At 63.9% G+C, this 25,904-nt stretch carries 20 protein-coding genes and 1 pseudogene; 8 read left to right on the top strand and 13 right to left on the bottom strand.

Annotated features, from left to right (window positions below; genetic code table 11):
• From QWY79_RS05965 to QWY79_RS05975, 3 genes are all read right to left on the bottom strand, one after another.
• A partial coding sequence (locus tag QWY79_RS05965) for a retention module-containing protein (RefSeq protein ID WP_290270867.1) occupies window positions 1–1,702 on the bottom strand: 1,702 nt, incomplete at its 3' end.
• A 797-nt stretch (window positions 1,703–2,499) separates the two neighbouring features.
• Complete coding sequence (locus QWY79_RS05970) at window positions 2,500–3,360, bottom strand: glycine betaine ABC transporter substrate-binding protein (RefSeq protein WP_290270868.1); 861 nt, start codon at window positions 3,358–3,360, stop codon at window positions 2,500–2,502.
• A gap of 163 nt (window positions 3,361–3,523) precedes the next feature.
• On the bottom strand, window positions 3,524–5,158 hold the full coding sequence (locus QWY79_RS05975) for an LTA synthase family protein (RefSeq protein WP_290270870.1): 1,635 nt from the start codon (window positions 5,156–5,158) through the stop codon (window positions 3,524–3,526).
• 80 nt (window positions 5,159–5,238) lie between these two features.
• Between QWY79_RS05975 and QWY79_RS05980 the strand changes: the two genes are divergently transcribed.
• Entirely contained in the window at window positions 5,239–6,039 is an 801-nt protein-coding gene (locus QWY79_RS05980) for a creatininase family protein (protein WP_290270872.1), read from the top strand.
• Here the strand turns inward: QWY79_RS05980 and ribA are convergent.
• Complete coding sequence (ribA, locus tag QWY79_RS05985; RefSeq protein ID WP_290270874.1) at window positions 6,021–7,103, bottom strand: GTP cyclohydrolase II RibA; 1,083 nt, start codon at window positions 7,101–7,103, stop codon at window positions 6,021–6,023. The two genes, QWY79_RS05980 and ribA, sit on opposite strands and share 19 nt — an antisense overlap.
• A gap of 103 nt (window positions 7,104–7,206) precedes the next feature.
• Between ribA and QWY79_RS15800 the strand changes: the two genes are divergently transcribed.
• Window positions 7,207–8,061 carry a RibD family protein gene (locus QWY79_RS15800; protein ID WP_353960363.1) on the top strand — a complete coding sequence of 285 codons (855 nt, stop codon included), beginning with the start codon at window positions 7,207–7,209 and terminating at the stop codon, window positions 8,059–8,061.
• A gap of 81 nt (window positions 8,062–8,142) precedes the next feature.
• Here QWY79_RS15800 and QWY79_RS15805 read toward each other — a convergent pair.
• The 5 genes and pseudogenes from QWY79_RS15805 to QWY79_RS06010 all read right to left on the bottom strand — a co-directional run.
• Window positions 8,143–9,054: pseudogene (locus QWY79_RS15805) on the bottom strand (lysylphosphatidylglycerol synthase transmembrane domain-containing protein); the annotation flags it as partial.
• Window positions 9,047–9,946, bottom strand: a complete 900-nt coding sequence (locus QWY79_RS05995) for a class I SAM-dependent methyltransferase (protein ID WP_290270878.1) — start codon at window positions 9,944–9,946, stop codon at window positions 9,047–9,049. The gene QWY79_RS05995 and the pseudogene QWY79_RS15805, both read right to left, overlap by 8 nt.
• Window positions 9,939–11,033: a glycosyltransferase family 4 protein gene (locus tag QWY79_RS06000; RefSeq protein WP_290270880.1), complete on the bottom strand. Its 1,095-nt coding sequence runs from the start codon at window positions 11,031–11,033 to the stop codon at window positions 9,939–9,941. The genes QWY79_RS05995 and QWY79_RS06000 overlap by 8 nt, the downstream gene beginning before the upstream one ends.
• Complete coding sequence (locus QWY79_RS06005; RefSeq protein ID WP_290270881.1) at window positions 11,030–11,440, bottom strand: 6-pyruvoyl trahydropterin synthase family protein; 411 nt, start codon at window positions 11,438–11,440, stop codon at window positions 11,030–11,032. Before QWY79_RS06005 ends, QWY79_RS06000 begins: the two co-directional genes overlap by 4 nt.
• Window positions 11,428–12,450, bottom strand: coding sequence for a zinc-dependent alcohol dehydrogenase (locus QWY79_RS06010; protein ID WP_290270884.1), 1,023 nt, complete (start codon window positions 12,448–12,450; stop codon window positions 11,428–11,430). The genes QWY79_RS06005 and QWY79_RS06010 overlap by 13 nt, the downstream gene beginning before the upstream one ends.
• A gap of 271 nt (window positions 12,451–12,721) precedes the next feature.
• On the opposite strand from QWY79_RS06010, the gene QWY79_RS06015 reads away from it, so the two are divergent.
• Both QWY79_RS06015 and QWY79_RS06020 read left to right on the top strand, forming a co-directional pair.
• Window positions 12,722–13,447 (top strand): CDP-alcohol phosphatidyltransferase family protein, encoded by a 726-nt coding sequence (locus QWY79_RS06015; RefSeq protein WP_290270886.1) that lies wholly within the window; start codon window positions 12,722–12,724, stop codon window positions 13,445–13,447.
• A gap of 41 nt (window positions 13,448–13,488) precedes the next feature.
• Window positions 13,489–14,127, top strand: a complete 639-nt coding sequence (locus QWY79_RS06020) for a YceI family protein (protein ID WP_290270888.1) — start codon at window positions 13,489–13,491, stop codon at window positions 14,125–14,127.
• An 81-nt stretch (window positions 14,128–14,208) separates the two neighbouring features.
• Here the strand turns inward: QWY79_RS06020 and gabT are convergent, their stop codons facing one another.
• Entirely contained in the window at window positions 14,209–15,480 is a 1,272-nt protein-coding gene (gene gabT, locus QWY79_RS06025) for a 4-aminobutyrate--2-oxoglutarate transaminase (RefSeq protein WP_290270890.1), read from the bottom strand.
• Window positions 15,481–15,586: 106 nt separating this feature from the next.
• The gene (locus tag QWY79_RS06030) at window positions 15,587–17,059 is read right to left on the bottom strand and encodes an NAD-dependent succinate-semialdehyde dehydrogenase (protein WP_435389771.1); all 1,473 of its coding nucleotides are present in this window, start codon (window positions 17,057–17,059) and stop codon (window positions 15,587–15,589) included.
• A 603-nt stretch (window positions 17,060–17,662) separates the two neighbouring features.
• Between QWY79_RS06030 and QWY79_RS06035 the strand changes: the two genes are divergently transcribed.
• The 3 genes from QWY79_RS06035 (at window position 17,663) to QWY79_RS06045 (ending at window position 22,455) form a co-directional block, all read left to right on the top strand.
• On the top strand, window positions 17,663–19,114 hold the full coding sequence (locus QWY79_RS06035) for an aminotransferase-like domain-containing protein (RefSeq protein WP_290270895.1): 1,452 nt from the start codon (window positions 17,663–17,665) through the stop codon (window positions 19,112–19,114).
• 66 nt (window positions 19,115–19,180) lie between these two features.
• Window positions 19,181–20,638, top strand: coding sequence for a mannose-1-phosphate guanylyltransferase/mannose-6-phosphate isomerase (locus QWY79_RS06040; RefSeq protein ID WP_290270896.1), 1,458 nt, complete (start codon window positions 19,181–19,183; stop codon window positions 20,636–20,638).
• A 128-nt stretch (window positions 20,639–20,766) separates the two neighbouring features.
• On the top strand, window positions 20,767–22,455 hold the full coding sequence (locus tag QWY79_RS06045; protein ID WP_290270899.1) for a mechanosensitive ion channel family protein: 1,689 nt from the start codon (window positions 20,767–20,769) through the stop codon (window positions 22,453–22,455).
• Between the two features lie 81 nt (window positions 22,456–22,536).
• Here QWY79_RS06045 and QWY79_RS06050 read toward each other — a convergent pair whose 3' ends face one another.
• Window positions 22,537–23,490 (bottom strand): pirin family protein, encoded by a 954-nt coding sequence (locus QWY79_RS06050; RefSeq protein WP_290270902.1) that lies wholly within the window; start codon window positions 23,488–23,490, stop codon window positions 22,537–22,539.
• Between the two features lie 62 nt (window positions 23,491–23,552).
• Window positions 23,553–24,599: a pirin family protein gene (locus QWY79_RS06055; RefSeq protein WP_290270904.1), complete on the bottom strand. Its 1,047-nt coding sequence runs from the start codon at window positions 24,597–24,599 to the stop codon at window positions 23,553–23,555.
• A gap of 119 nt (window positions 24,600–24,718) precedes the next feature.
• Between QWY79_RS06055 and QWY79_RS06060 the strand changes: the two genes are divergently transcribed.
• Window positions 24,719–25,642 (top strand): LysR substrate-binding domain-containing protein, encoded by a 924-nt coding sequence (locus QWY79_RS06060; RefSeq protein ID WP_290270906.1) that lies wholly within the window; start codon window positions 24,719–24,721, stop codon window positions 25,640–25,642.
• Window positions 25,643–25,904: the final 262 nt, after the last annotated feature.

Here is a 25,904-nt window from a genome sequence, read left to right on the forward strand (position 1 = left end):
CCAGACCATCGCCGCCTGTCGTGATATCCAGGGTGCCGCTGACCGTCTCGCTGTCGGCGGCAGCGTCACTGCCGCCCGGCAGGCCAGCTTCATCGACGGCATAGAGGGCATCGCCGGACGCCGGATCGTCATCCAGGTCCGGGTCATTCGGGTCGATGGGCTCACTGGGTTCGCTCGGGTCCGAGGGGTCCGTCGGCACTTCCACCGTCGGCTCGGAGTCCGGTTCCATGGTAATGGTCAGGGTGGCGTCACTGGTGTCACCATCACCATCGGTAATGGTGTAGTTGACCACCACGTCACCTTCCACGCCTTCATTCGGTGTGAAGGTCACTTCACCGTCCGGGCCGAAGTCGATATCCCCCTGGCTGGTATCGGCCAGAGAGGCAGAGGTCAGGGTCGAACCGTCGGCACCCTCATCGTCATTGCCCATGACGTTGTACACCACCGCCTCATCTTCTTCGGAGGTCGTGGTGTCATCCACGGCATTGGGCTCGGTGTCCTCGATGCGGACATTCAGGCTGCTCGACGTTGTCTCGCCGGCATTGTCCTCGACATTCAGGGTGAACTGATCCTGCACCGGGCCATCGCTGTGGTCTTCGGCATCGCCGTCTTCGGTGTATTCATAGGTGATATCGCCCGTCGAGGCGTCATAGCCCGTCACGGTCAGCACACCCTCTTCGCCTGGGATGGTGACCGGATTGTTGGAGGCATCGGTGATACTGACACCGCCAATCGTGATATCGGCAACACCTGCCTCGGCAGACACGCTAGCGGTGCCTGACACGGAATCGCCGGTCGCCTCGACGACACTGAGATCCGCGTTGGCCAGGTCAGGCGCATTATCCTCGATGACGATTTCCGGGGACGCGTCATTCGAGCCGTTGACGGTCAGATTGACTTCAGCCGTGTCAGTACGACCTTCGGTGTCGGTCAACTCATAGGTGAGCGTGCCAGTGGCGGAGCCACCCTCATCCAGGGACTGGAAGGTCGTGCCCGGGTCGAAGCTGATACTGCCGTCTTCAGCAACCGAGACGGATACCTGGACTTCACTGCCGTCAGGAAGCGTAAAGGTGACATTGCGCGGCCCCGGATCGCCCACCGAGAGGGCGGAGCCATCGACGCCGGTGTCATTGGGCAGCACATTGGCGCCAGCCAGGGGGGCATCTTCACCAGTGGCGAAGGTGTCATCCGCCGCAGCGATTTCTTCCTCGGCATCCGCGGCCAGGCCACCCTGTTCAATATCGACATCGGAGCTGGAGAAGGTGCCGAATTCGAAGGAAAGGGGGCTGACACTTTCCGAAACACGCTCCAGGCGGACGAAGGAGTGACCGCCGCCACCCTCGCCGCCGCCGGAACCACCGGAGCCACCGGCAGCCGGGTCTTCCAGAAGCTGCAGGAGGTCGCCCTCGCCCTCTTCGATGGCTGACAGGATGGCTTCAGCGTCCGCATTCTCCAGGTCGGACTCAGCGAAAGGCGCAGGCGTGCTGGCTTCAGGATCGGCCCCAATTTCCACTACCTGCCCGCCACCCACGGACTCCGGGCCGGCCATGCCCGCCCATTCGAGCTGTACAGTGGCATTCGGACCGGTAACCAGGGTCTCGCCTTCCTGCAGAATATCACCCTCACTCAGCTCGCGAAGATTACCCTGGCTATCCCTAGCCCATGCTTGTCCCGAAATGGATACCACAGTTGCCGTGCTCATGAGACCACCCTTCGATGCCTGCGCCACGCGGAGCCTTGTCAGGCTCTGACTACGAAATATCAGGCGTCAGGGTTTCAGCAGAACCGGACACCTGCTCAAAATTCATTAAAAATCAATTCTTAGCTGGCAATTAATTATTTTAGGAAAAGCAGCTAGTGAGGGAATGCCTATATAATACGGCCAAAGAAACTGACTCAACCTTACCCTAGCCCTAGCACCATCTGAGCACAAAATAACAAATGTAAATTAGCTCTTCGGTAATGAAAGGGCTAGTCTTACAAGCACTATCGCGCGCCCAAAGAGTGAGAAAAATCATTCTCAACGGGTCGCGCTCCTCCATCTACGGACACCTTGCCTGATGCAGCAAGACATGGCGGCTCGAAAAAGCCGTGAGAATACCCGTTTGCCCCGGGAGGCTCAAGATGCACACTCATGATTATGTGACTAGGCGGGGAGCACAGCATTCGAGTTTTAAGACTTGCGGGCCATCTCATTCGAAGAGTGCGCCAAGTTTTGCATCACTGTGCCGAAATGGTTGAACCCGGGGAGACGCTTGAATCGTCTTGCTGCAACAAAGCAGGCTTACAAAGTCAGCTTCCGAGCTCATAGGTATGACATACAAAAAGATATGGTCAACAAATCGCTCGAGGGCACGCCAGAGGAATGGTGATCAGCAGGCCCATTTGCTAGGGCATCAGAAACCGTACTGGGGCTGATAAATGACAAAGGGGGAGGCGCCGCAGCGCTCTCCCCCTTCAATCGTCATGCGCCCTTTTCAACAGGGCCTGACGCTGGCATCACGACTCGGGCAGCCACTCCTGCACGAGATCCTGATTGTCCTCGACCCATTTCTTCGCGTTCTCGTACGGATCGGAACCTTCTTCCTGGTTCATCAGCATGACTTCGCCCATGTCTTCGGCGGTCCACTCGAAGTTGTCCAGGATGGCGTATGCGCCGGGCATCTCTTCCTCGAGCCCCTGACGAGTGATGGTGTGGATCTGTTCGGCACCACCATAGACGTTCTTGGGATCATCAAGATACTTGAGGTCCCAGCGGGCAAACATCCAGTGCGGCGTCCAGCCGGTCACGGCGATGTCTTCCTCGTTGGCGATGGCGCTCTTGAGAGCCGCGGTCATGGTCGCACCGCTGCCACTCTGCAGGTCCAGATCAAGATCGTATTCCTCAACGACCTTGTTGGTCAGGCGCATGATTCCAGCACCCGGGTCGATGCCGGTCAGCTTGCCAGCGAAGTCATCGGCATGCTCGTTGAGATCCTCAATCGAGTCGGCTTCACTGTAGGCCGGAACCACCAGACCAAGCTTGGTGCCGTCCAGGTTGACACCCGTATCGACCAATTGGTCCTTGAGCTTAGCGTAGTAGTCCTCATGCGTCGTCGGCAGCCAACCCGCCAGGAAGGCATCGGTATCGCCAGTGGCGACGGACTGCCACATGGCGGCAGCGGACAGCGACGACGTTTCAACTTCATAACCAGCTTGTTCGAGCACGGCTTGCATCACGTTTGTCGAGGCAACCGTGGAAGACCATTCGACGTAGGATAGATGAACGGTACCCTGATCCTGCGCCTGCGCTGAGCCGGCTGCCAAGGTTGCACCTGCCACCAGGGCCAGACCGGTGAGACGCATCGATTGCTTGATCATCTGAAGTGCCTTTGTTGGAACTGAAACTTCAGAATTGCAGAGAGTCGCCCTCACATGCAAATCGATAGCTGCCAACGCAGTTTGCCGGCAATGACGCCCCCGGATGCCTGAAAGGGCTGACAGCGTTGCCATCATTGGCCCGCAATAGCGCATGCCAGGGCCCTCATGGCGGCGCTTTCACGTCACACTCACCCTGCCGACGGCTCGCATCGCCAAACTGCCGCTGCAGCCAGTGCCGCCAGCAAGCCATGGCTGCCTCGGCCGCTTGTGCAGGCGGTACCAGGCCGTCCTGCAAACCATGAGCCCGGAAGGCGTCGACCAGCCGCTTGTCACGACTGAACACATGCACCGGCACGTCCGGGCTCGCCTCGGCACCGGTCACCACCGGCGCGGCGGGATGGTCGCCCATTACCATGACCAGCATATCGTCGTCGAGATAGCGTTCGACCCACTCCAGCGTTACCGTCAGCGAATAGCGTACCGAGTCGGCGTAGTGGCGACGCACCGCGTCCATGTCCTGCCACAGCTGCTCGGGGGGCGGGCCCGCCTGTGCCCAACGCTGAAAGCCACTGCCGTCACCGATATCCGACCAGTCACGCACCGGCAGAATCGGCGTCCAGGGGGCATGGCTGCTGATCAGCGCCACCTGAGCGAAGACAGGCGCCGACGGCTCATCCAACCAGTGCTTCGCCAGGGCCTCGAGCGTGAACTGATCGGGCATGGTGACCCAATGCAAGGCGGGACCGGCATAGCCCATGGCCTCGGCGTTGACCAGGGTGTCGAAGCCATAGGCCCGGCCTTCCGGCCAGGGCTGAGTAATCGCCGGCATCAGCGTCATGGTGTGGTGCCCGGTGGCGGCGAAGTCCTGCACCAGAGTGCTGGGCGAGTCTTCGAGCAACAGCCGGTAATCCAGGCCATTGTCGATGCTCAGGCCACCCAGCACGCTGGCGTGCGCCAGCCAGGACTGCCCGCCGCGCACCGGCGAGCGCAGGCGGCCCGAGACCGTCGCCACCCCCTGTGCGGCCAGCGAATCGCGCGTCCGCGTCAGCAGGGTCGGCATATCGGCCGCCCCACGCTCCAGCAGCGACATGCCATAGGACTCGATGAAGATCAGCACCACGTCCCGACCCGCCAGACCGGGCAGTGCCGTCGTCTCCGGCTGCTGGGCCTGCTGGCGTGCTCGAAAGCGCTCACGTGCCGCCAGCGTGACGGGCAGTTGTTCGGCCTGCTCGACCACCACGGATACCAGCGGCGCATCGCCCCCCAGGCGCGGCCAGTCACGCCAATGCTCCAGGCCCCAGACCAGCACGACCAGCCCCGCCAACACGCCGGACCAGCCAGCACGCCAGGCCGCGGAACGCGCCGCATTCTGCCGGCAGGCCGCGATCAGCAGTCGAAACAGCCCCCAGCTCAGCCCGGCCAGCCCCAGCACGACGGCAGCCACGAGCATCCATGCGGCCAGCTCGCCCAGGTTGGATGACAACAGCTGATACCCTGCCGACAGCAGCGCGGCATCCAGCCACACATTCAGCTCGCGCCCGAATATCGCCAACAATGCGCCCGACGCCAGGCTCATCACTACCGCCACCATCAGGAGCAGCGCGATGCTGCCCAGCAGCACGCGCCAGGGCGGCAGCCACAGCAACAGCAGGGCCAGCAGCACGGCATCCAGGGGCATCCACCACAGCCAGTCGGCGCCCCAGGCTCCCGAACTTCCGGCAGCGGTGACGGCCAACATCAAGAGGCCGCCCAGACGCGCCAGCCCCCATAGTGCCACCAGCGTCAGACACCACTTCATGCCGCCGGCACCTCGTCAAAGCCACCTTTCAACACGTACAGTCGAACCTCTCGTCCATTGCCAGGAGAACCATCACCCTCATGGCCATTCATCACTGGGAAACCCTGCATGCCCCCGATATCCCGGGCCTGATCGACGACAGCAGCGTCGCCGTCATGGTGCTGGGCGCCATCGAGCAGCATGGCGCGCATCTGCCGCTGTCGACGGACCGGGATATCGGCGAAGGGTTGCTCGCCGCCATGCTTGAGCAGACCGCCGCCGAACGCTCGGTCTTCGTTCTGCCCTCGCTGAACGTGGGCGCCAGCGAGGAACACCGGGCCTTTCCCGGCACTCTCTCGCTGCCCGCTCCCGTTGCCCAGGCCACCATCGAGGCCATCGGCGACAGCCTGGCCCGCAGCGGCATTCGACGCCTGATGCTGATCAACAGCCATGGCGGCAATCAGGCGATCATGCAGCAGGCGGCGCTGAGCCTGCGGCGGCGCCACGGCATGCTGGTGGTCAAGGCACCCTACATGAAGATCGCCCTGCCCGACGGCTGGCTGCCACCCGACGAGCTGGCTCACGGGCTGCACGGCGGCGCCCTGGAAACCGCCATGATGTACCACCTGCACCCGCAGCGGGTGAACACCGCGGCGCTCGGCCATCCGCCCTCCAGCGGTGAGCGACTGGCCAGCGAGCAGGCACGCCTGGGGCCGGAAGGCAGCGCCGCCTTCGCCTGGCTGGCCCAGGACCTGCATCCCGGCGGCGTGGTCGGCGACGCGACCCTGGCCAGTGCGGCGCTGGGCAAAAGACTCGTCGATCACTATGCCCAGGCACTGGCCGAGACGCTGGCGGACACGGCCATATTCGACATCAGCGACTTTCACGCCGAATCGTCCTGATCCAGCAGGGACTCCAGCCAATGGCCGGAGCGCCCGGCCTTGGTCGTCAGATAGGCGCGATTGTGCTCATTCACGCGCCCATAGACGGCCTGGCGTTTCGTCACTTCGATGCCGGCCTCGGTCAAGGCCGCCAGCTTGCGCGGGTTGTTGGTCAGCAATTGCACCCGCTGGATGCCGAGCTGATGCAGCATGGCCACCGCCGATGCATAGCCGCGTTCATCGTGGCCGAAGCCCAGGCAGGCATCGGCGTCCAGGGTATCCAGCCCCGCCTCCTGCAGACCGATGGCACGCAGCTTGTTGGCCATGCCGATACCCCGGCCTTCCTGGTCCAGATACAGCAACACGCCGCCGCCCAGGGCATGAATATCGCGCACCGCATTGCGCAGTTGCTCACCACAGTCACACAGCAGACTGGCGAACAGGTCGCCGGTCAGGCAAGCCGAGTGCAGGCGGATCGGCACCGGCTCGGGCCAGGCCTGCGGTTCGCCGATGACCACCGCCAGGTGCTCGCGCATGCCATCCCCCTCCCTGAACAGGATGAAGCGTGTCACCTCGGCATCCGCAAGCGGCACCCGGGCCTCGCTGACGCGCGTCAGCTCGCGCCCCAGATTGGCCAGCGCGACTTCCGCCTCGCGGGCATCCAGCGCCAGCAGGGTGCCGTCGGCCACCAGCCTCTCGACTTCACCACCGGCACGGGGCGTCGCCGCCAGGGCCACGGGCACCAGTTGGCCCCGCCGCAGCATGCCCAGCGCCACTCGCTCCGCCGGCGTCGCCGGCAACCTGGCCTCGTGGGACGGGATTTCGCCCTCGGCCAGTGCCTCGGGCAGCCCCTCGTCGCCAAGCGCCAGCGCAACCTCCTCGCTGGGCGCGTGAAACCCGGCAGCCGCCAGGCGATGCCGTGTCACCACCAGCCTGGGCGCCTGGCCACAACGCTCGAGCAGCGTCGCCAACTCGCCCGCGTGATGCCCTTCCAACGGACGCACCAGACGATCGCCCTCGGCATCGGTGATCAACACCGGCACCCCGCGACGCAGATCGAAGATGGCTCTTTCCAGTTGATACATGACGCTGTCCTCGTGTCGGTGATGCCTGCCCTGCAGTGTCTTGCGCTTGTCTCCGGCGCATGAGCGCCGCATGATGATTCGGCCAAACGCCCGGGAGCCCGCCATGTCGTCACCCGCACCGCCTCACGCCACTACCTGCTGGCAGGCCCTGCTGCAGGCACGCGATCATGACTGGTCAACGGTGCCGCTGCGCGTTGCCCTCGACCCGGGACGGCTGACGATCCAGGCCGACGGCCGCTGGCAGGCCGAGCCGTCGCTGAACAGCCCCGACGCCGAGTTGCTCGATGCCCTGTTGCCGGTGCTCTGCGCCCCGGAAGGCTGTGTCATCGGCCAGTTGGGGCAGAGCCTGGATGGCCGCATCGCCACGCCCAGCGGGCACTCGCATTACATCAATGGCCTCGAAGCGCGGGCCCATCTGCATCGGCTGCGCGCCCTGGTCGATGCCGTGGTCGTCGGTGCCGGCACCGTCGCCGCCGATGATCCGGCGCTGACGGTGCGCCATGTCGAGGGCCCCAACCCGCTGCGCGTGGTCATCGACCCCAGAGGGCGGCTCGCCGGCCACCATCGCCTGTTTACCGATGGCCAGGCGCCGACCCGGCAGTTGATCGGCACCACGCTGTCCCCGGAGGCTTGCATGGCCGGCGGCGTCCACGAACGGCATGCGGTCCTGCCCGACGTGGGCGGCAGCGGCTTGCCCGGGGCGGTCGTCGCGCACCTGCGCGAGGCCGGCTATCGCCGCATCCTCATCGAGGGCGGGAGTACTACCCTGTCGCACTTCCTCGAGGCCGGCGTCCTCGATCGCCTGCATCTGCTCGTCGCCCCCTTGCTGATCGGCTCCGGCAAGGCCGGGCTCAGCCTGACTCCCATCGAGACCCTGGAGAGTGCGCGGCGTCCGCCGTGTCGGCGTTTCTCGCTGGGCGGTGACACCCTCTTCGACCTTGACTTGGGAACCACCTGATGCCCCCTGGTGGCCCACCCCGCCAGCGCGGGGCGCCAGCAACGCCGCCAGCAACACCAGCACGCCGGGCAGGCTCGACACCAGCACCAGCAGGCCATAGGCCAGTGACACCGCCACGCCATCCGCCGCCGACAGGCCGATCAGCGGCCACACCAGGGCCGCGGCGCCCTCGCGCCAGCCCCAGCCCGCCAGGCTCAATGGCATGACCATGGCCAGCAGCAACAGCGGCGCCAGCGCCAGCAGCGTGGCCGCCGAAGTCTCGATGCCGATGGCACGCGCGGCACACAGCATCACCAGGGCGTAGCTGAACACCGTGGCCAACGAGACCAATAGATGCAGTCCCAGCCGACGCGGCATCAGCAGGCTGTGCCGCACGTCCTGCCAGCCACCCGCCAGCACGGCCGGCATCGTCCGACGTCGCACTTGGCTCACGCCCCAGGCAACCAGCGCGCCGCTCCCGATCAGCGCGAGTGGCAGCACGACCAGGCTGGCACCCTGATCGGCCATGAATCGGCCCAGCTGGTGTCGTAACGGCTGCCAGATCGGCAGCAGCGCCAGACTCAGCGCCACCAGCAAGGCCAGCGCCAGCTGTCCCGAAACCCGCTCGATGACCACCGCGCGCAGCGCCTGCTGACGGCGACGGTCGCGCCAGGCCTCGCCCGTCTGGCGAGCGTGCCGCCAGGCACGACTGACGTCCCCGGCCACGCCGCCCGGCAATACCTGATTGAGGAAGGTCGCCAGATAATATTCCTGGAAGGCTTGCCAGGGCGCCATCGACAGGCCCAGGCACCGCTGGGTGTACCACCAGCGCCAGGCCGACATGGCCACCTGCGGCACCGAGACCAGCAGCCCGGCGATGACCCAGCCGACCTGGAGCTCCGAGAAGCGCGCCGCGACCCGGCTGCCACCGACCAAGTAACAGACCAGTGCCACCGCCGACAGCGCCAGGGCCCAGCGCGCCATCAGCCAGACGTGCCGACGGCGACTAACCATGGTCGTGTCCCTCGCTATCCGGCAGGGCCAGCAGGTCACGGTGGCCGACCCGGATGATCAGCTCGCCGCGCTGCCAGCTGGCCAGCCGCGCCGCATGCCAGCGCTCGACCTCGACGACGGCATCCGGCACCTGCTCGCTTACGGCCTCCCGCCAGCCCTCGAGCAGGGCCTCGCCCAGGGCGCGATCTGCCGGGGCCTGCAGCACCCAGGGGCTATCCGCCATCTGCAGTCGATAACCGTGCGCCTGCAATGCCGATGCCATGGCCTCGGGCGCCGCACCGCCCAGAGCCGCACCGGCGCCCTTGTCGGTGGCCTGATGGGCACGATAGTGGCGACGCATCCACTGATCCTCATGCGCCCGCTGCGATGCGGCGTCGTGGTCGGGGTCCGCCGCATCCAACTGCCAATCGCCGTCCACGCTCAGGGCAATCAAGACGGCGGCCTGCCGGCGTGATACTGCCGCGGCCAGCGCCTCGACCCAGGGTTGCGATACCAGGTCGAGGAGCGCCGAGGCCGTGACCAGTTCCACGCCGTCCAGCCAGGCGTCCAGTACCTCCGGCGCCTCACACCAGCCCCGCATGTCGGCGCACCGGGTCGACACCTCGAGGCTGTCGGGGAGCGAGGGCAGCTGACGGGTGGCCTGCGCCAGCAGACCGGCATCCTGATCGAGCAGTGTCCACTGCTGGGCCAGTCCCAGCCGCGGCGCCAGATAACGCAGGTTGCTGCCGCTGCCGGCGCCCAGGTCGAGCACCGATACTGCCCGACCATGGGGCGCCGCCCGTGTTGCCAGCCAGGCCGCAACGGCGTGGTCCAGAGACCCGGCTCGCGAGCGCGCATCGACCGGCTCGCGCAGCGCCAGCCAGGCAGCGGCGAAGTGACTGCCGTCACTCATGACACTCTCCCGGCATGCACGACACGGGGCGCAAGGAACCGGCAAAGCGAGTGATGGCAGCGTCCCAGCCCATCAGCGACGCCCGGGCTCGCACCGCGGCCTGCCGCTTGGCGTCTCGCGCCTCGGCTGACCACCATTGTTCGATAGCCACGGCAAAGGCGGCACTGTCACCCGGCTCGACCCGCCAGCTCGCCGCCGCCGGCACGGTATCGCGCAGGGCACCGCCCAGGGTCGAGACCAGCGGCAGCCCGCGCGCCAGTGCCTCGGTCACGACCATGCCGTAGCCCTCGTAGAGAGATGACACCAGTATCAGATCCGCCCGGTGATATTCTTCCGCAAGCTCGGCCTCGTCGAGGCTTCCGCGCAGCGTCACGCGCTGTTCGAGCCTCAATGCCAGTATCCGCTGCCGAATGGCTTCGGCATGTTCCGGATCACGCTGCTCATCGCCCACGCACACCAGTTGCCAGTCACGATGTTGCAGGGTGGCCAGGGCATCGAGCATGAGCAGGTGGCCCTTGCGCGGCGTCAGCGTCGCCACGCACAGCAGGCGGGGCGTCACGGAGGCTGCGGCGGGCCAGGCAGTCTCTGCCGGCGCCGCCGCCTCGACACCGGGCTCGACCACCGTGATCGGCGTAGCCGCGACGCCCAACTCGACGAGGCGCCGCGCCGTGAAGGGGCTGGTGACAACGATGCGCGCAATACGGTTGAGGATGGCGGCCTCCCGCGCCAGCAGACGCCGGCTGGTCGCTGCGTCAAGGCCGGCCTCATCGCCCAGCGGATGGTGGACCAGCGCGGTGATGTCCAGGCGCTTGGTATGCGCCTGTGCCACCTCGCCCAGATTGCCCAGCGCCAGCCCATCGATGACCAGCGGCGTGGCATCCGGCAGTGCGACCAGCGCCTCGCCGAGGGACCGGCGTGCCTGGTCGTCCCCCTCGGGGAAGCGCCCCGCCAGCTCATGCACCTCGACCCGCCAGCCACGCTCACGCAATCCATCGACCAGGCGCGCATCATAACGATAGCCGCCCGTGGCCTGGCGCAGGGCGCCCGGCACCATGAAAGCCAGGGAAGGCGCCGTGGCGCGATTCACGCCGCCTCCTCGAGCGACGCCTCATAGCTGGCCCAGGCGATATGCGACTCATGCAGGGTGACCTTCATGGCGCTCAGGGCCCTGGCGCCCTCGCCCAGTCGCCCCGCGCGGATGGCCTCCGCCATGCGCTGGAAGACCGCCTGAGCCATGAATTCGGTGGTGGTATTGCGTCCCTCGAAGGCGGCATGCTCATCCAGATTGGTCAGGGTAAAGGCCTTGAGCACGTCACCGAGGGTCTCGCTGGCCAGCCCGATATCCACCACCAGGTCGTTGTCGTCGAGGGCCGGGCGATAAAAGCTGACATCCACCACATAGGTGGCACCGTGCAGCTTCTGCGCCGGCCCGAACACCTCGCTGTTGAAACTGTGGGCGATCATCATGTGATCGCGAACGGTCAGACTGAACATCCGTCGCTCCTTTGAGAGGGCTGGTCATCCTCGGCACAAGGGCCGTAACGGACGACCTGACACAGAATATCGCTGGCGGGCGATGCCACCTCGGGCATGCGCCGCGGCAGGTCCTCGAAGGCACAGTCGGGCTCCAGCAGGGCCTCGAAACGTGGGTCACCGAGCAGATCGAGGGCCAACGCAAGGCGCCGGGAACCGCCCCAGCGAACGGCACGATCGCCGCGCAGATGGCCGACCTGAGACGCCTGCAGGGTCAGGCGTCGTGAGTGGAACGCCTGACCCAGCGGTACGCTCACCTGCTCGGTGCCGTACCAGCTCATCTCGACCACCCGCGCCTCATTGCCGGCCAGCGTCAGGGCCTGGCGCAAGCCTGCGGGGCTGCCGCTGACATGGAAGACCAGATCACACTCGGCCGGGGCGTTATCGGGCTCACGAAAGGTCACCCCCAGTGCCTCGGCCAGCGACGCGCGTTGCGGATTGGTATCGACCAGGCAGACCTCGGTGCCGGGGATATCCGACGCCAGCACCGCCACCAGGGCGCCGACCACACCGGCGCCGATCACGCAGATGCGATCGCCGATCAGCGGCGCCGCATCCCACAGGGCGTTGACCGCGGTTTCCATATTGGCGCCCAGCACCGCGCGACGGGGCGAAAGCCCATCGGGCAGGGGCACCACCGCCGACTCGGGCACCACATAGCGATCCTGATGCGGGAACAGGCAGAACACATTGCGCCCCTGCAGCGCCGGGGGGCCCTCGAGGACGCAGCCGACACTGGCATAGCCGTACTTGAGCTCGGCGTTGAACTCGCCCTGCTGAAAGGGCGCACGCATGCGCTGATACTCGGACACCGGTATCCGGCCATGAAACACCTGTGACTCGGTGCCCCGGCTGATCGCACTGAAGCGGGTCTCGACCAGCACCTCACCGGCGCCCGGTGCGCTCAGCGATTCTGCGCGCAGTTCGCCACTCGGGCCCGGGACTCGCCAGAAAGCCGTCGCCTGCATCATTGGCCTGTTCCCCTTTCACCAGGGTGAGTGTACGAGATTCGCCATGCGTCACCATCTAAAACTATACAGATCATGTACAAGATAACTAGACAGGCATAGCGCATCAGGCGTTTCGTTGCCACACTGACACTATATTCATCGTCATGGCGCGGTGTCACGGTCTGTGTACAAGGAGTCTCCCCGAGCAAGGGCCCACTATCTTGTACAATCCAGAGACGAGACCGCGCACCGAGCCGGCGTACAAGATCAGTGAAAGGAGCACCAGGGCGTCATGTATCACACCGGGAAGGCGGCCCAGGGGCCGATATGGCCGGACCTGACGCTGGGGTTGGCCCTGGCGGCCGCCATCAGCCTGGGGCTCTGGCCACACCACCAGGCGCTGGAAGTGCTGGGAGCCGCGCTGTTGGCACACCTGGTGCTCAGTGCCCTCGTGCTGGCCGGCTGGCGGGGCGAGCTGCCGAACTTCGGCTGGGCCAATCGCGTCACTCTGCTACGCGGCGCCATGATCACGGCGCTGGCCGGCATGGCCCTGGCGCCGCTGTTTCGTCAGGCGAGCCTGGGCGAGACGCTGTGGCCACTGAGCCTGCTGGCCCTCATCGCCCTGCTGCTCGACGGAGTGGATGGTTGGATAGCGCGCCGTACGCGCAGTCTGACGCGCTTCGGCGCCCGCTTCGACATGGAGCTGGATGCCTTTCTGATGCTGCTGCTGTGCATCGCCCTGATCACCCATGACAAGGCCGGTGCCTGGGTGCTGGCACTCGGCGGCATGCGCTATGCTTTTCTCATGGCAGGCAAACGCTGGACCTGGCTCCAGGCCCCGTTGCCGGACAGCCTGCGTCGCAAGACCATCTGCGTGGTTCAGGTCGGCGCGCTGATTCTCAGCTGTACGCCCCTCACGCCGCCGACGCTGGCAACACCGCTGCTGGCCGTCGCCCTGATCCTGCTGAGCGGCTCCTTCCTGCGCGACATCCACTGGCTCTACCGACAGGCCAGGTAGCCGCCCCTGAACCGGCGCCACACGGCGTCCCGGGAGGTTCCATGCATCACCCACAATGGTTACACCCGCAGCGTACCCACGGCTTGCAGGGCATGCTGGCGGCCTGCTCGCTGGCCATCCTGCTGGCCATTCCCACGACCAGCGCCGCCGAGCCCCGCACCTACCGGATCGACCCCGACCACTTCGCGGTGAGCTTCAGCGTGGCACACGCCGGCTACGCCGACGTGATCGGCCAGTTCCTCGAGGCCAGCGGCGAATTTGTCTATGACGAAGCCAGCCAGCAGCTGATGTCCGGCTCGGCCACCATCCAGGCCGCCAGTGTCTTCACCAACCATGAGCGCCGCGATGAGCACGTCAGGAATAGCGACTTCCTCGACACCGAGCGTTTCCCCAGCATCGAGTTCGTTGCCGACACGCTGACGGATATCGAAGGCCAGCGCGGCAGGCTGAGCGGCGACTTGACGCTGCTCGGAGAGACTCACCCGGTCACGCTCGAGGTGACACTCAACAAGGCCGCGCGCTACCCCTTCGGTCATGAACAGCACACTCTGGGCATCTCGGCGACCACCACCCTCGGACGCAGCCAGTGGGGCATGGACTACGCCGTCGACAACGGTCTGGTCGGCGATGAAGTCGACATCCGCCTCGAGTTCGAGGCCATTCGCCAGCCGCCAGAGTGACGCAACGGGCCGCAACGACAGTGGCCACCCGAAGGTGGCCACGCACTGGAATACAGCGTAACGGCGCCATGCCGGGAGGCATCAGGCGATGGTGTGCAACGCTTGTTCGATGATATCCAGACCTTCGTTCAGCACTTCCTGCTCCACCGTCAGCGGCACCAGTATCCGGATGGTGTTGGCATAGAAGCCGCAGGACAGCAGGATGAGCCCGCGCTTCCTGGCCTCGGCACACACGGCAGCCGTGGCAGCGGGGTCGGGCCTGCCCTCGGCGTCCACCAGCTCGAAGGCCGCCATGGCGCCCAGGTGGCGGGCATGTGCGACTTGGGAGAACCGGTTCTCCCAGGCCTGGAAGCGCTCGGCCAGTGCCTCGCCCAGGGCGATGCTGCGCGCCAGGATGGCGTCTTCCTCGATCACATCGATAACGGCGAGTGCCGCCGCACAGGACAGCGGATTGCCGCTGTAGGTGCCGCCCAGCGAGCCGGCGCCCGAGCTGTCCATGACCGCGGCATTACCGACCACGGCCGACAGCGGCATGCCATTGGCCAGGCTCTTGGCCATGGTGATGATATCCGCCTCGACACCACTGTGCTCCATGGCAAACAGCTTGCCGGTGCGCGCGAAGCCGGACTGCACCTCATCGGCAATCAGCAGGATGCCGTGCTCGTCGCATAGCTCGCGCAGCGCTCGCAGGAAGCTCGGCGAGGCGATATAGAAGCCGCCCTCGCCCTGCACCGGCTCGATGACCATGGCCGCCGTCTGACTGGCCGGGATATCGGTCTTGAACAGGGTACGGATGGCGTCCAGCGATTGTTCTTCGCTGATGCCATGCAGCGGGTTCGGATAGGGCGCGCGGAAGACATTGCCCGGCATCGGGCCGAAGTCGCCTTTGTAGGGCATGACCTTGCCGGTCATCGCCAGCGTCATCATGGTACGCCCGTGGAAGGCACCATCGAAGGTGATCACGGCATGCCGCCCGGTCGCAGCCCGGGCGATCTTGACGGCATTCTCGACCGCCTCGGCGCCCGAGTTGACCAGCATCGCCTTGCGCTCGGGGCCCCGCACCGGCGTCAGCTCGCACAGCCTTTCGCTGAGCTGGACATAGGGCGCGTACGACATCACCCCCGCCGCCGTGTGCATGACCTTGTCGAGCTGCGCCTTCACTGCCTCGACGATCTTCGGGTGACGGTGCCCCAGATTCAGCACCCCGATACCACCGGCAAAGTCGATCCAGCGCTCGCCATTGGCATCCCAGATTTCGGCGTTCAACGCCGTGTCGGCAAACTGCGGGGTAGCCGTCGCGGCGCCATCGGCCACATAGCGCGTCTTGAGCGCTTCGAGCTGTTCGTTGTTCATCTTGCTCTCCGTCAGGATCATGTCGCGCGCAACCGCGACCGGTTATGAGTGCTTGAAGCACGGCCCAGGAAGCGGCGCCCCGGCCCCTGCCGCCGTGCCGGCGGGATCAAAGGCCGCCGATACAGGCGTACTTGAGTTCGGTAAATTCCTCGAGACCGTGATGGGAGCCTTCCCGGCCCAGGCCCGACTCCTTGATGCCACCGAAGGGCGCCAGCTCGGTGGAAATCAGGCCTTCATTGACGCCGACCATGCCGTACTCCAGGGCCTCCAGGGTGTGCCAGATACGCCGGTAGTCGCAGGTATAGAAATAGGCCGCCAGGCCGAAAGGCGTGTCATTGGCCATGGCGATGGCCTCGGCGTCGTCCGTGAAGCGAAAGACCGGCGCCAGCGGGCCGAAGGTTTCCTCGACGGCCACCGCCATCTCGGTGGTCACGCCACTCAATACCGTCGGCTCGAAGAAGCCGTGCCCCAGCGCATGGGGCTGGCCGCCGCACACCAGGGTCGCGCCCTTGTCCAAGGCATCCGCGACGTGACGCTGGACCTTGGCGACTGCCGCCGCATTGATCAGCGGGCCGATCTGGTGGCCCTCTTCCAGCCCATTGCCGACGGACAGCTCGGCGACCCGCGCCGCCAGGCGCTCGACAAAGGCATCGTGAATGCCGTCCTGCACCAGGAAGCGATTGGTGCACACGCAGGTCTGGCCGGCGTTGCGAAACTTGGAGGCGATGGCGCCCTCAACGGCGGCATCCAGGTCGGCATCATCGAAGACGATGAAGGGTGCGTTGCCGCCCAGCTCCATGGCGGTCTTCTTGACCGTGGACGCGCACTGAGCCATCAGGCGCTTGCCCACCGGCGTCGAGCCGGTGAAGGAAACCTTGCGCACACGCGGATCGGTGGTCAGCACCTCGCCGATGGCCGCCGGCGTCTCGGCGGTGACCACACTGATCAACCCCTCCGGCAAGCCGGCCTCCAGCGCCAGCTGGACCAGCGCCAGGGCCGTGAGTGGTGTAGCTTCCGCCGGCTTGATGACCACCGGGCAACCGGCGGCGAGGGCCGGTGCACACTTGCGCGTGATCATCGCCAGAGGGAAGTTCCAGGGCGTGATGGCCGCCACGATGCCGATCGGCTCACGCAGTACCATCAAGCGCTTGTCGGCACCGTGCGAGGGCAGGGTCTCGCCGGCCACGCGCTTGGCCTCTTCGGCGAAGAACTCGATGAAGGAAGCGCCATACGCCACCTCGCCGCGCGTCTCGGCCAGCGGCTTTCCCTGCTCCAGCGTCATCAGTTGCGCCAGGTCTTCCTGATGGGCCATGACCCGGTCGAACCAGCGCCGCAGCAGGGCGGCCCGCTGCTTGGCCGGCACACTCTTCCAGTCCTTGCCGGCCAGCTCGGCCGCGGCAATGGCATCCCGGGTATCCTCGGCACCCACCTCGGCGACCCGCGCCAGGCACTCGCCGGTAGCCGGATTGGTAACGGCGAAGGACGCGCCCGTTGCACGCCACTCCCGGCCAATGCGAGCCGGCACCAGCCGTTCGGGACCCACGAAACGCTCGAGGAAATCTGACATCTGGACATGCATACGCGACATGTGACGCTCCTGATTTGCAATCAAAGCCTTCTGGCAGCTTTTTTAGTGACAGCGGTGCCAAGACACCTGACGAGAGGTATCGGCGAGTCAACACAAGGGACTTCCCGGTGCCCGGCACCGGGAACCGGTCGGAGGACGACTTACTGTTCGGTGAACGTCAGCGCTCTGACGCGGTTCTCTTGAGGGGGAGCAGTGTTGTTCATGGGAGTCCATCCGAGATCGTCTTGAAAGTTGTCATGATCTTGCAGGCATTGGCGGAGACTCGCGTCAGACGAGATCGCCGAATGGCCGAGCCGATCGGTGACAAGCTATCAGCATCGGACTTCCGGCAGGTATGGACCATTTCTGGCCTTGACTAGACCACTGGACAGGAAAGACGGATAATCAAGCCTCTATGCCCGACAATACGGTCATGCCAGCCCGCAAGGGAAATGCTGAATAAATCGCCGAGCATAGTGAAGCGCAAGGCGCACGGAGCACAGAAAGCGAGACATAACTGATAGTTAGGCGAGCTTTCGAGCACCGCGCAACGAAGCGATTTGCATGCGCAGGCATTTAAGCAGCGATTCCCAAGGTCTCGTCCGGTGATTCGCCATGGAACAAGCCCCCCTCCCACCACTGATCGAACGCTACGCTCGTCAGCCGGAGAGCCTCGGCAAGCAGATCCGCCTGGAGCTGGCTTTGCGCGAGGTGGTGCGCCATGACTGGCCGCTGGGCGCCAGACTGCCGGGGCACCGCACCATCTGTGAGGCGCTCGGGGTGGCCAGAAACACCCTGGCCAGGGCCATGAAGTCGTTGATATCCGATGGTTATCTGCATACCGGTCATGGCCAGGGTACCTGGACGCGTCGCCCTCACCCGGACGGCCCAGCACGCGATGAGGTAGCACCGGAGCACTCGGTGACGCTATCCGCACGTGCTCAGGCCGTGCTGGACGAAAAAGGCGCCGGCCTGATCCAGAGCGGCGCCTTCGTCCCCGGCATCCCCGACATCGCCCGCTTCCCCATGCGCAAGTGGCGCCAGCTGTATACCAGCGTGACCGTGCCACAGAACGCGCTGCTACTGTCCTACTCGAGTGGCGGCTATGGCCCCCTGAAACGCGAGATTCGCGACCTGCTGCGCCGCTGGCGGCATATCGACTGTGATACCCAACAGATCATCATCACCGAGGGAACCCACCACGGCCTTGAGCTATGCACCATTGCCCTGGCCGATGCCGGGCAACGCGTGCTGATGGAATCGCCCTGCTACTGGGGCGCCCGCAACGTCTTCACCGCCATGGGCATGCTGCCCGAACGAGTCCGCTGGTACCCAGGGCATGGGCATACGCTGGAGGACTTGACCGACCACCCTATCCAACTCGCCTACTTCACCGGCACTCATCACTACCCCCTGAGCACACCGACCTGCCGGGATCACAAGCTGGCGTTATGCCAGTCAGCTCAACCTGCCTACATCATCGAGGACGACTACGAATTCAGCGGCCATGAAGATGCCCAATTGTTGTTCGACCCCACCTCGAGTCATCACCTGTTGGTCGGCTCGTTTTCCAAGCTGATGTTTCCGGGACTGAGGCTGGGCTATCTGGTGGTACCCAAGGCACTGGCGGGTGTCATGAACCGGCTGCGCAGCGAGGTTTTTCGCGAAGGACGCATGCTCGACCAGGCCGTTCTGGCGCAATTCATTGCCGATGGCGACCTGGATGCCATTTATCACCGCATGCAGCGTGATTACCTGGGACGCCAGCAGGTCGTGCACGATCAACTGGCCTCGGTCGAAGGCGTCATCGATATATCGCCGCCCTCACGGGGCATCAGTCTGTGTGTTCAGCTCGACCCGCAGTTCGACGATGAGCGCGTTGCTCGGCACCTGTTGCAGGAGCACCTCATCGTTCGCCCACTGAGCCCCTTCTGCAGCCCCCGGGACAAGCGTCGCGGGCTGGTGCTGGGGGTCGGCATGCTGGCAGGCGAGAGCCTCGCCAATGAAGTTGCACGACTCAGGCGCATCCTCGAATCCGTACTGCAGCTCAAGGACATTCGCCTGTAAGCTGTCGGGAAGCGCACCACCCAGGCCATCATCCTGGGCTGTCCATCCCTTAGCGGAGGCCACCACATGCATGTCGTCATCATCGCGGGCGGTTCCGGGTCCCGACTGTGGCCAATCTCACAAAAAGCGCACCCCAAGCCCTTCCTGCGGCTGGATGGCGCAACCTCCCTGCTGCAACAGACCTATCAACGTGGCCAGTTCGCCTGTGGTGAAGATGGCATGGAGAGTGTCACGACGGTCACGCATCGCGAGCTGTTTTTTCGTACCGAGGATGAATACCAGGCCCTGGCGCCTCAGCAACCGCTGCACTACCTGCTGGAGCCCTGCGGACGCAACACTGCCCCCGCCATCTGCGCCGCCGCGCTGGAGCTCAAGCAACGCTATGGCGAAGACGCCATGCTGCTGGTGCTGCCCGCCGATCACCGGGTCAGCGATGAGCCCGCCTTTGCCGAGGCGGTGAAGCATGCTGCCGTGGCGGCGGCCGATGATCAGTTGGTGACCTTCGGTATCACACCGACTCGCGCCGAGACCGGCTTCGGATATATCGAGATCCGTGAAGCCGTCCACCAGGCAGGATCGCCCATCCAGCCGGCACTGGGCTTCACCGAAAAGCCGGACCCGGCCACGGCCGAACACTACCTGGCCAGTGGGCGACACTTCTGGAACTCGGGTATGTTCTGCTTTACCGCCGCAACGCTACTGGCAGAGCTGGCACAGCATGCCCCTGCCCTGCTGGAACATACTCAGGCGGCCCTGGATGCTGCCCGCTACAGTGAGGGGGAAAAACACAGCGTGGCACAACTCGACCCTGAGCACTTTGCCGCACTGGCCGGCGACTCCATTGATTGCGCTCTCATGGAGCACTCTTCGAAGCTAGCGGTCGTACCCTGTGATATAGGCTGGAGCGATATCGGATCCTGGCAGGCCATGGCGGATCTCACGCCTGCCGATGCGCAAGGCAACCGTGTCCAGGGTGACGTGGAAATGGAAGACACGCAGGACTGTTACATCCATAGCCACCATGCACTGACCGCGACACTCGGCGTACAAGACCTGGTGATCGTGGATACGCCTGGCGCCCTGCTGGTGGCTCACCGGGATCGCAGCCAGGACGTCAAGCAACTTGCCGAACGCCTGGCGTCCCATGACAGCCAACACCAGTGGCACCAAGGCAAGGTACACCGACCCTGGGGCACCTACACGGTCCTCGAGGAAGGCCACCGTTTCAAGATCAAGCGCATCGAAGTCAAGCCCGGGGCCTCGCTCTCGTTGCAGATGCATCATCATCGCAGTGAGCACTGGGTAGTCGTCAGCGGCACGGCCAGAGTCACCAATGAAGACAGTGACTTCCTCCTGCGAACCAATGAGTCCACCTATATCCCTGTCGGTTACCGCCATCGCCTGGAAAACCCGGGCCTGATGCCATTGGTGGTCATCGAGGTGCAAAGTGGTGACTACCTGGGGGAAGATGATATCCATCGTTTTGATGATGGAACGGGCTCAGGCCTGCCTCGCTTCACGTGAAACATATCCGAATCGATACTGGGGGCAGACCCTCGCGAGTCGCTGGACGCGCCACCGGGCGGCTGGGATGATTCGTGGCACTAGCGGACGAATTCTCGGAACAGGCCGGTGAAACAGAGATGAAGCACATGGTTCGATGGCAGAAGTGGTTGATGCTGGTCGTGTTCCTGCTGGCCAGTACCAGCATCGCCGTGGCCCAGGACGGTGCCAGTGAACAGGGCTGGTATAGCGTCAACGCCCTCAATAGCGGGCTGGGCCAGGCTCCCGAGCTGGTCGACCGACGCACGCCGCGTGAGGCCATGCGCACCTTTCGCAACCTCACCGAGCAGGGCGAGTTCGAGGCCGCGGCGCATGTGTTGAACCTCAATGACCTGTCCCTGCCACAACAGCGCAAACGCGGAGCCCAGCTCGCCGAGCGCCTGGCGACGATCCTGCAGCGCGGCAAGTGGTTGCAGATTTCCGAACTGCCCAGCCGCCAGGATGGCAGTGTCAGTGGCAGCGCGAGTCAGGGTTCGCAGGCCCGGCCTGCCGGACGCACCATCGAGCTGGCATCCCTGGATACGCCGGACCACATGTACGACATTCGCCTGGGCCGCTACAAGGCCGGTGATGCGAGCCCGGTATGGCTGGTCACGCCGGAAAGCGTGGCGGGTATTACGGCACTCTACGAAACCTACGGCCCACGCGAGTTCGAGAAGTACATACCCGAGCGCCTGAAAGCCTCGCTGGGCTTGCTAAAGATCTGGGAGTGGATTGCTCTGCCTCTGGTACTGCTGGCGATTGCCATGATCGGCAAGGGTGTGCACGCACTGCTCGGCACCATCAAGCCGCTGATACCCTCGGGGTCGCGCAGCATCTTCGTCGAAAAGATTCGCGTGCCCATGGCGCTGATCGTGATGTCGCTCGTCACCCAGGCCATGCTCAATTACATCGTATCCTTCTCGGCGGTGGCCACGACCACCCTGAGGGTGCTGCTGTTCGCCGTGCTGGCCTGGGGCGCCGGTGCCATGGCACTGCGCCTGGTCGATACCATCATGCTCAAGATGACACGACGCATGGTGGGCGATATCGATGACACCAAATCCCAGGACGACCGCAAGCTGCTGACCACCCTGTATGCCATCCGTCGGGTGGTCATTCTGGTCTCGGTCACCGTCGTGACCATCTATGTCCTGGGTCAGGTCCGGCTCTTCGAATCACTAGGACTCTCGATCCTGGCCTCGGCCAGTGTGCTGGCCGTGCTGGTAGGTATCGCCGGCCAGGCCGTGCTCGGCAATATCCTGTCGTCCTTCCAGCTTTCCCTGGCCAAGCCCGTGCGAGTGGGCGATCTGGTGTATTTCGAAGGCCAGTGGTGTCATGTCGAGGGCATCTTCTTCACCTTCATACGCTTGAAAATCTGGAACGAGCGCCGCCTGGTGGTACCGGTCATGTACTTCGCGTCCAAGCCGTTCGAGAACATGTCAGCCAAGGAAGCCAAGGAATACCGCTGTGTGGAGCTGACGCTGCATCTGAGCGCGGATATCGAGAAGATTCGCGAGAAGTTCGTCGAGTTCGCCAAGGCGGAAGAGGATGTCATCGAGCACCACAAGTTGTTCTGCTGCATCACCGCACAAAACACCCATACCCAGGTCATATCCTGTTATTTGATGGCCTCGGATCCGATCTCAAGCTGGATGGTCGAGGCCAGCGTCAGGGAAAAACTGCTGGCCTTCGTGCGTGATGACCACCCGGAATGGTGGCCGCGAGACGTGGTCGTGCTCAGCCGGCACGATATCGCCCAGGGGCATGGGGAAGAGAGTTCGGAAGCGTCGCCATAAGGGCCAGGCGTTCACGCTTTACGTACGTCATCTACTCCTGAAATGGGGACACTGCCACTTGGCGGATTCGTCATGATACGCCTATGGGTCTTGGCGGACTTTCCAGGGAAAAGGCGGCGGCATCAGGCGTTCATCGTCATAGCCCGGGATGCTACCAAAGCGGTCACTATTGCTCTCCCAGTCACGCTGGGCCTCAGCGATTTCGGAAACACTATGCCCAACGAAGTTCCACCAGATCCACACGTCTTGCTCAAGCGGTTCGCCTCCTATCAGGATGACCCGCCCACCAGCAGGCAGCGATAGTGTGACGGACGTTCGCCCACGCCCAATATAGGCCAGCTCATCGGGAGAAAATGCCTCACCTTCAATATCGAGTGTGCCTTCCAGAGGCAGGAAGCCATATTCGAAATCCTGGCGTAAGGAAAGTGTCACCTCCTTTTGTTGTGGACTGACCATGTCGAGACCCACCAACTCCGAAAAGGCCAGTGTCGGCGCTTGATAGCCGGCAAATTCCCCCGTGAGCAGGGTAAAATCAACGCCATTTTCCTCCCAGTCAGGCAACGTCGGGTAGTGGTCAAAGCGTGGCGGGGTTTGACGGTCTTTTTCCGGTAGCGCGATCCATAGCTGCGCCGCATGAAGATCTGTCTCACCGGCGACGGACTCCTCGGTATGGCTGATGCCTCGTCCCGCGGTCATCAGGTTGACCTGACCAGGCCTTATCACCTGTTCATGTCCCAGACTGTCCCGGTGCAACACCTCCCCCTTGAGCATCCAGGTGAAGGTCTGCAAGCCGATATGGGGATGAGGCCCAACTCGCAAGCCCCCGGCATCGCCCTTGAAGACAGCAGGCCCTGCATGGTCAAGGAAACACCATGCGCCAATCAGACGTCGCTGGCGTGTGGGCAGCACCCGGCTCACAGGGATTCCCCCGACATCAGCTGTGCGGGGGGTAAGGTGTTGAATCTGGCGCTTGCCATCGATGATGGGACAATCCATCGGCGCAGCGGACTCATTTTCAGCGAATCGCGTACTCATGTAGCATTCCCCTCTATCACAGCTCAAAGAACAGGCTCGGCCGGTAGGCCGATCCCGATAAATCAGGTGGTTGCCTGTTGAGAGTAGCTCTGCATCAGATTGGAGTAAGCAGGCAGATGACTGGCCAGCAGACCACCGAAGCCTTCGATGTCGTTACGCCAGTCACGATGCAGCTCCTCCTCGTTCGCAGAATACGGCAACCGACTGGTTGCCGACACTTGCCCTAGCGGCAATGCCGCTAGGGATGCAGGGCACCGAACCGGCCCCCCCTGAAGCTCTGAGAAGGCTTGCCGAATCTCCTCTTCGCTATTCATGACAAAGGGCCCATAGCCCACTACAGGCTCGTCAATGGGCTCGCCACTCAGCAATATCAATTTGGCGTTGTTGTTGGCCTCGAGGCTCACTTCTTCGCCCTTTCGCTCGAACGCCACGACACTCTCGTCGCGCACCAGGGTTTCACCGTTAACCAGCACTGTTCCCTCTAGAACCACCAGCAGTGTGGTATGCCCTTCCGGAACATGTAATCCCGCCTCCTTCCCCATGGAGAGCCGTATATCCCACATGTTGAGCGGCGTAAAAGTATGAGCCGGCCCCTTCTCTCCCAGATAGTCACCTGCTACCACACGAACCACACCGGCCTCATTCTCCAACGGCACACTGGGAATATCGGCCTGGTGCAGCGTTTGATAAGCCGGCGACACATTCTTGAACCGAGCGGGTAGGTTGACCCAAATCTGGGCCATTTCCATCCGACCTCCCTGAGCAGTCAAGGCTTCGGAGTGAAATTCCTCGTGGACAATCCCTGCACCCGCTGTCATCCACTGAACATCGCCTTCGGCGATACGTCCGCCACCCCCGGAGGAATCTCGGTGCTCGAGTTCCCCGGCATAGACGAGCGTGACGGTTTCGAACCCGCGATGCGGATGCTGTCCCACCCCCCTGGGCTGCGATGCTGGCTCGAAGGAATAGGGGCCAGCATGGTCCAGCAGCAGAAAAGGGCTGATATGCTGGGCCCCCATGCGGTCATAACTGAGCAGGGAACGAACGGGAAACCCGTTACCGACCCAGTGGCCCTGCGGTGCGCCATATACTTCCTGAATCTTCTTCATCACCAATCTCCCGAGTATTGGAGAGGCACTTGGCCCGATGACCAGAAGGCTATTACATGCACGATTATTCAGGTAGATGGGCAATTCGGCACAGACCGTATCAAAAACAGGACAGTGGCATGCAGGATCTCAACGATCTCTATTACTACGTGCAAGTGGTTGACCATGGAGGGTTTGCGCCGGCCGGAAGAGCACTGGGCATACCAAAATCGAAGTTGAGCCGCCATATCATCCAACTGGAGGAGCGCCTGGAGACGCGCCTGATCAACCGTTCGACGCGCCGCTTCTCAGTGACCGAGATTGGCCGGGCTTACTACCAGCACTGCGTGGCGATGCTGGTCGAAGCCGAGGCAGCGGAGGAGCTCATCGAACGTAACCGCGCAGAGCCACGCGGGACCGTGCGACTCAGCTGTTCTCCCAGTGTCCTGCACTACTTGATCACTCCACTCTTGGTGCGCTTCATGGCGCAGTGCCCCAAAGTCTCGATACAGGTCGAGGCCACCAGTCGAAGGGTCGATGTGATCAAGGAAGGCTTTGATCTGGCTATACGGGTACGCTTTCCACCCCTGGAAGATAGCGACCTGAACATGAAAGTACTGGCTCATAGCCCTCAGCGTCTGGTGGCTGCGCCAAGCCTTTTCGAGCATTACCCCAGGCCACGGGCCCCGGCAGACTTGGGACAGCTCCCGAGTCTGGATTTTGCCCAGTACGACCGCCAGCATACCTGGGACTTGGTGGGGCCAGAGGAGGCAACGGCTCAGATCCCCCACCAGCCCCGGTTGGTGACGGACAGTGCTGAAACCCTGCACGAGGCAGCCCTGGAGGGCCTTGGCGTTTCCAAAATGGCGCTACTGGTCGGGCACCGGGACCTGCACAACAAGGCGCTGATTGACGTTTTGCCTGGCTGGGAACCCCGTGGCGGAGTGTTACATGCCGTTTTCCCCTCACGACGCGGTTTACTGCCGGCTGTTCGAGCGTTTCTGGACTTTCTGGGCGACAACATCGCCGAGGAGGATTTCCGGACTTTCCAGGAGAGGGACTGAAGGGCTCGCGGCAGATCGCGTAGGAGGGGAAGTCACCTCACCCGTCCTCTCACACCACCGGGCATACGGTTCCGTACCACGGCGGTTCATGAAGAACGGCTAAACCCTCTTACCGCATCAAGTACCGAGACCAGGCCCTGCTGCACGAACCACTTCCTCGGCAGGACCTGATTCATGTGTGAGGCACCGGTGTCAGCTTCGGCCGTTTGTGCCGAGTCAGCGTGTAGCCCGGATATCCCCGATGCCAGGGCCGGTCCACCGC

The sequence above is a fragment of the Halomonas sabkhae genome (genome assembly GCF_030409265.1).
Classification (GTDB): Bacteria; Pseudomonadota; Gammaproteobacteria; order Pseudomonadales; family Halomonadaceae; genus Halomonas; species Halomonas halmophila.

What these genes read in the sequence shown, in the direction of transcription:
- QWY79_RS06020 (WP_290270888.1), top strand. Translation starts at nt 13,489, where the DNA reads ATGCATCACCCACAATGGTTACACCCGCAGCGTACCCACGGCTTGCAG.
- QWY79_RS06010 (WP_290270884.1), bottom strand. Translation starts at nt 12,450, where the DNA reads ATGATGCAGGCGACGGCTTTCTGGCGAGTCCCGGGCCCGAGTGGCGAA.
- QWY79_RS05980 (WP_290270872.1), top strand. Translation starts at nt 5,239, where the DNA reads ATGGCCATTCATCACTGGGAAACCCTGCATGCCCCCGATATCCCGGGC.
- QWY79_RS05970 (WP_290270868.1), bottom strand. Translation starts at nt 3,360, where the DNA reads ATGATCAAGCAATCGATGCGTCTCACCGGTCTGGCCCTGGTGGCAGGT.
- QWY79_RS15800 (WP_353960363.1), top strand. Translation starts at nt 7,207, where the DNA reads ATGTCGTCACCCGCACCGCCTCACGCCACTACCTGCTGGCAGGCCCTG.
- QWY79_RS05975 (WP_290270870.1), bottom strand. Translation starts at nt 5,158, where the DNA reads ATGAAGTGGTGTCTGACGCTGGTGGCACTATGGGGGCTGGCGCGTCTG.
- QWY79_RS06005 (WP_290270881.1), bottom strand. Translation starts at nt 11,440, where the DNA reads ATGTTCAGTCTGACCGTTCGCGATCACATGATGATCGCCCACAGTTTC.
- QWY79_RS06055 (WP_290270904.1), bottom strand. Translation starts at nt 24,599, where the DNA reads ATGAAGAAGATTCAGGAAGTATATGGCGCACCGCAGGGCCACTGGGTC.
- QWY79_RS06050 (WP_290270902.1), bottom strand. Translation starts at nt 23,490, where the DNA reads ATGAGTACGCGATTCGCTGAAAATGAGTCCGCTGCGCCGATGGATTGT.
- QWY79_RS06035 (WP_290270895.1), top strand. Translation starts at nt 17,663, where the DNA reads ATGGAACAAGCCCCCCTCCCACCACTGATCGAACGCTACGCTCGTCAG.
- QWY79_RS06040 (WP_290270896.1), top strand. Translation starts at nt 19,181, where the DNA reads ATGCATGTCGTCATCATCGCGGGCGGTTCCGGGTCCCGACTGTGGCCA.
- QWY79_RS06060 (WP_290270906.1), top strand. Translation starts at nt 24,719, where the DNA reads ATGCAGGATCTCAACGATCTCTATTACTACGTGCAAGTGGTTGACCAT.
- ribA (WP_290270874.1), bottom strand. Translation starts at nt 7,103, where the DNA reads ATGTATCAACTGGAAAGAGCCATCTTCGATCTGCGTCGCGGGGTGCCG.
- gabT (WP_290270890.1), bottom strand. Translation starts at nt 15,480, where the DNA reads ATGAACAACGAACAGCTCGAAGCGCTCAAGACGCGCTATGTGGCCGAT.
- QWY79_RS06030 (WP_435389771.1), bottom strand. Translation starts at nt 17,059, where the DNA reads ATGCATGTCCAGATGTCAGATTTCCTCGAGCGTTTCGTGGGTCCCGAA.
- QWY79_RS05995 (WP_290270878.1), bottom strand. Translation starts at nt 9,946, where the DNA reads ATGAGTGACGGCAGTCACTTCGCCGCTGCCTGGCTGGCGCTGCGCGAG.
- QWY79_RS06015 (WP_290270886.1), top strand. Translation starts at nt 12,722, where the DNA reads ATGTATCACACCGGGAAGGCGGCCCAGGGGCCGATATGGCCGGACCTG.
- QWY79_RS06045 (WP_290270899.1), top strand. Translation starts at nt 20,767, where the DNA reads ATGGTTCGATGGCAGAAGTGGTTGATGCTGGTCGTGTTCCTGCTGGCC.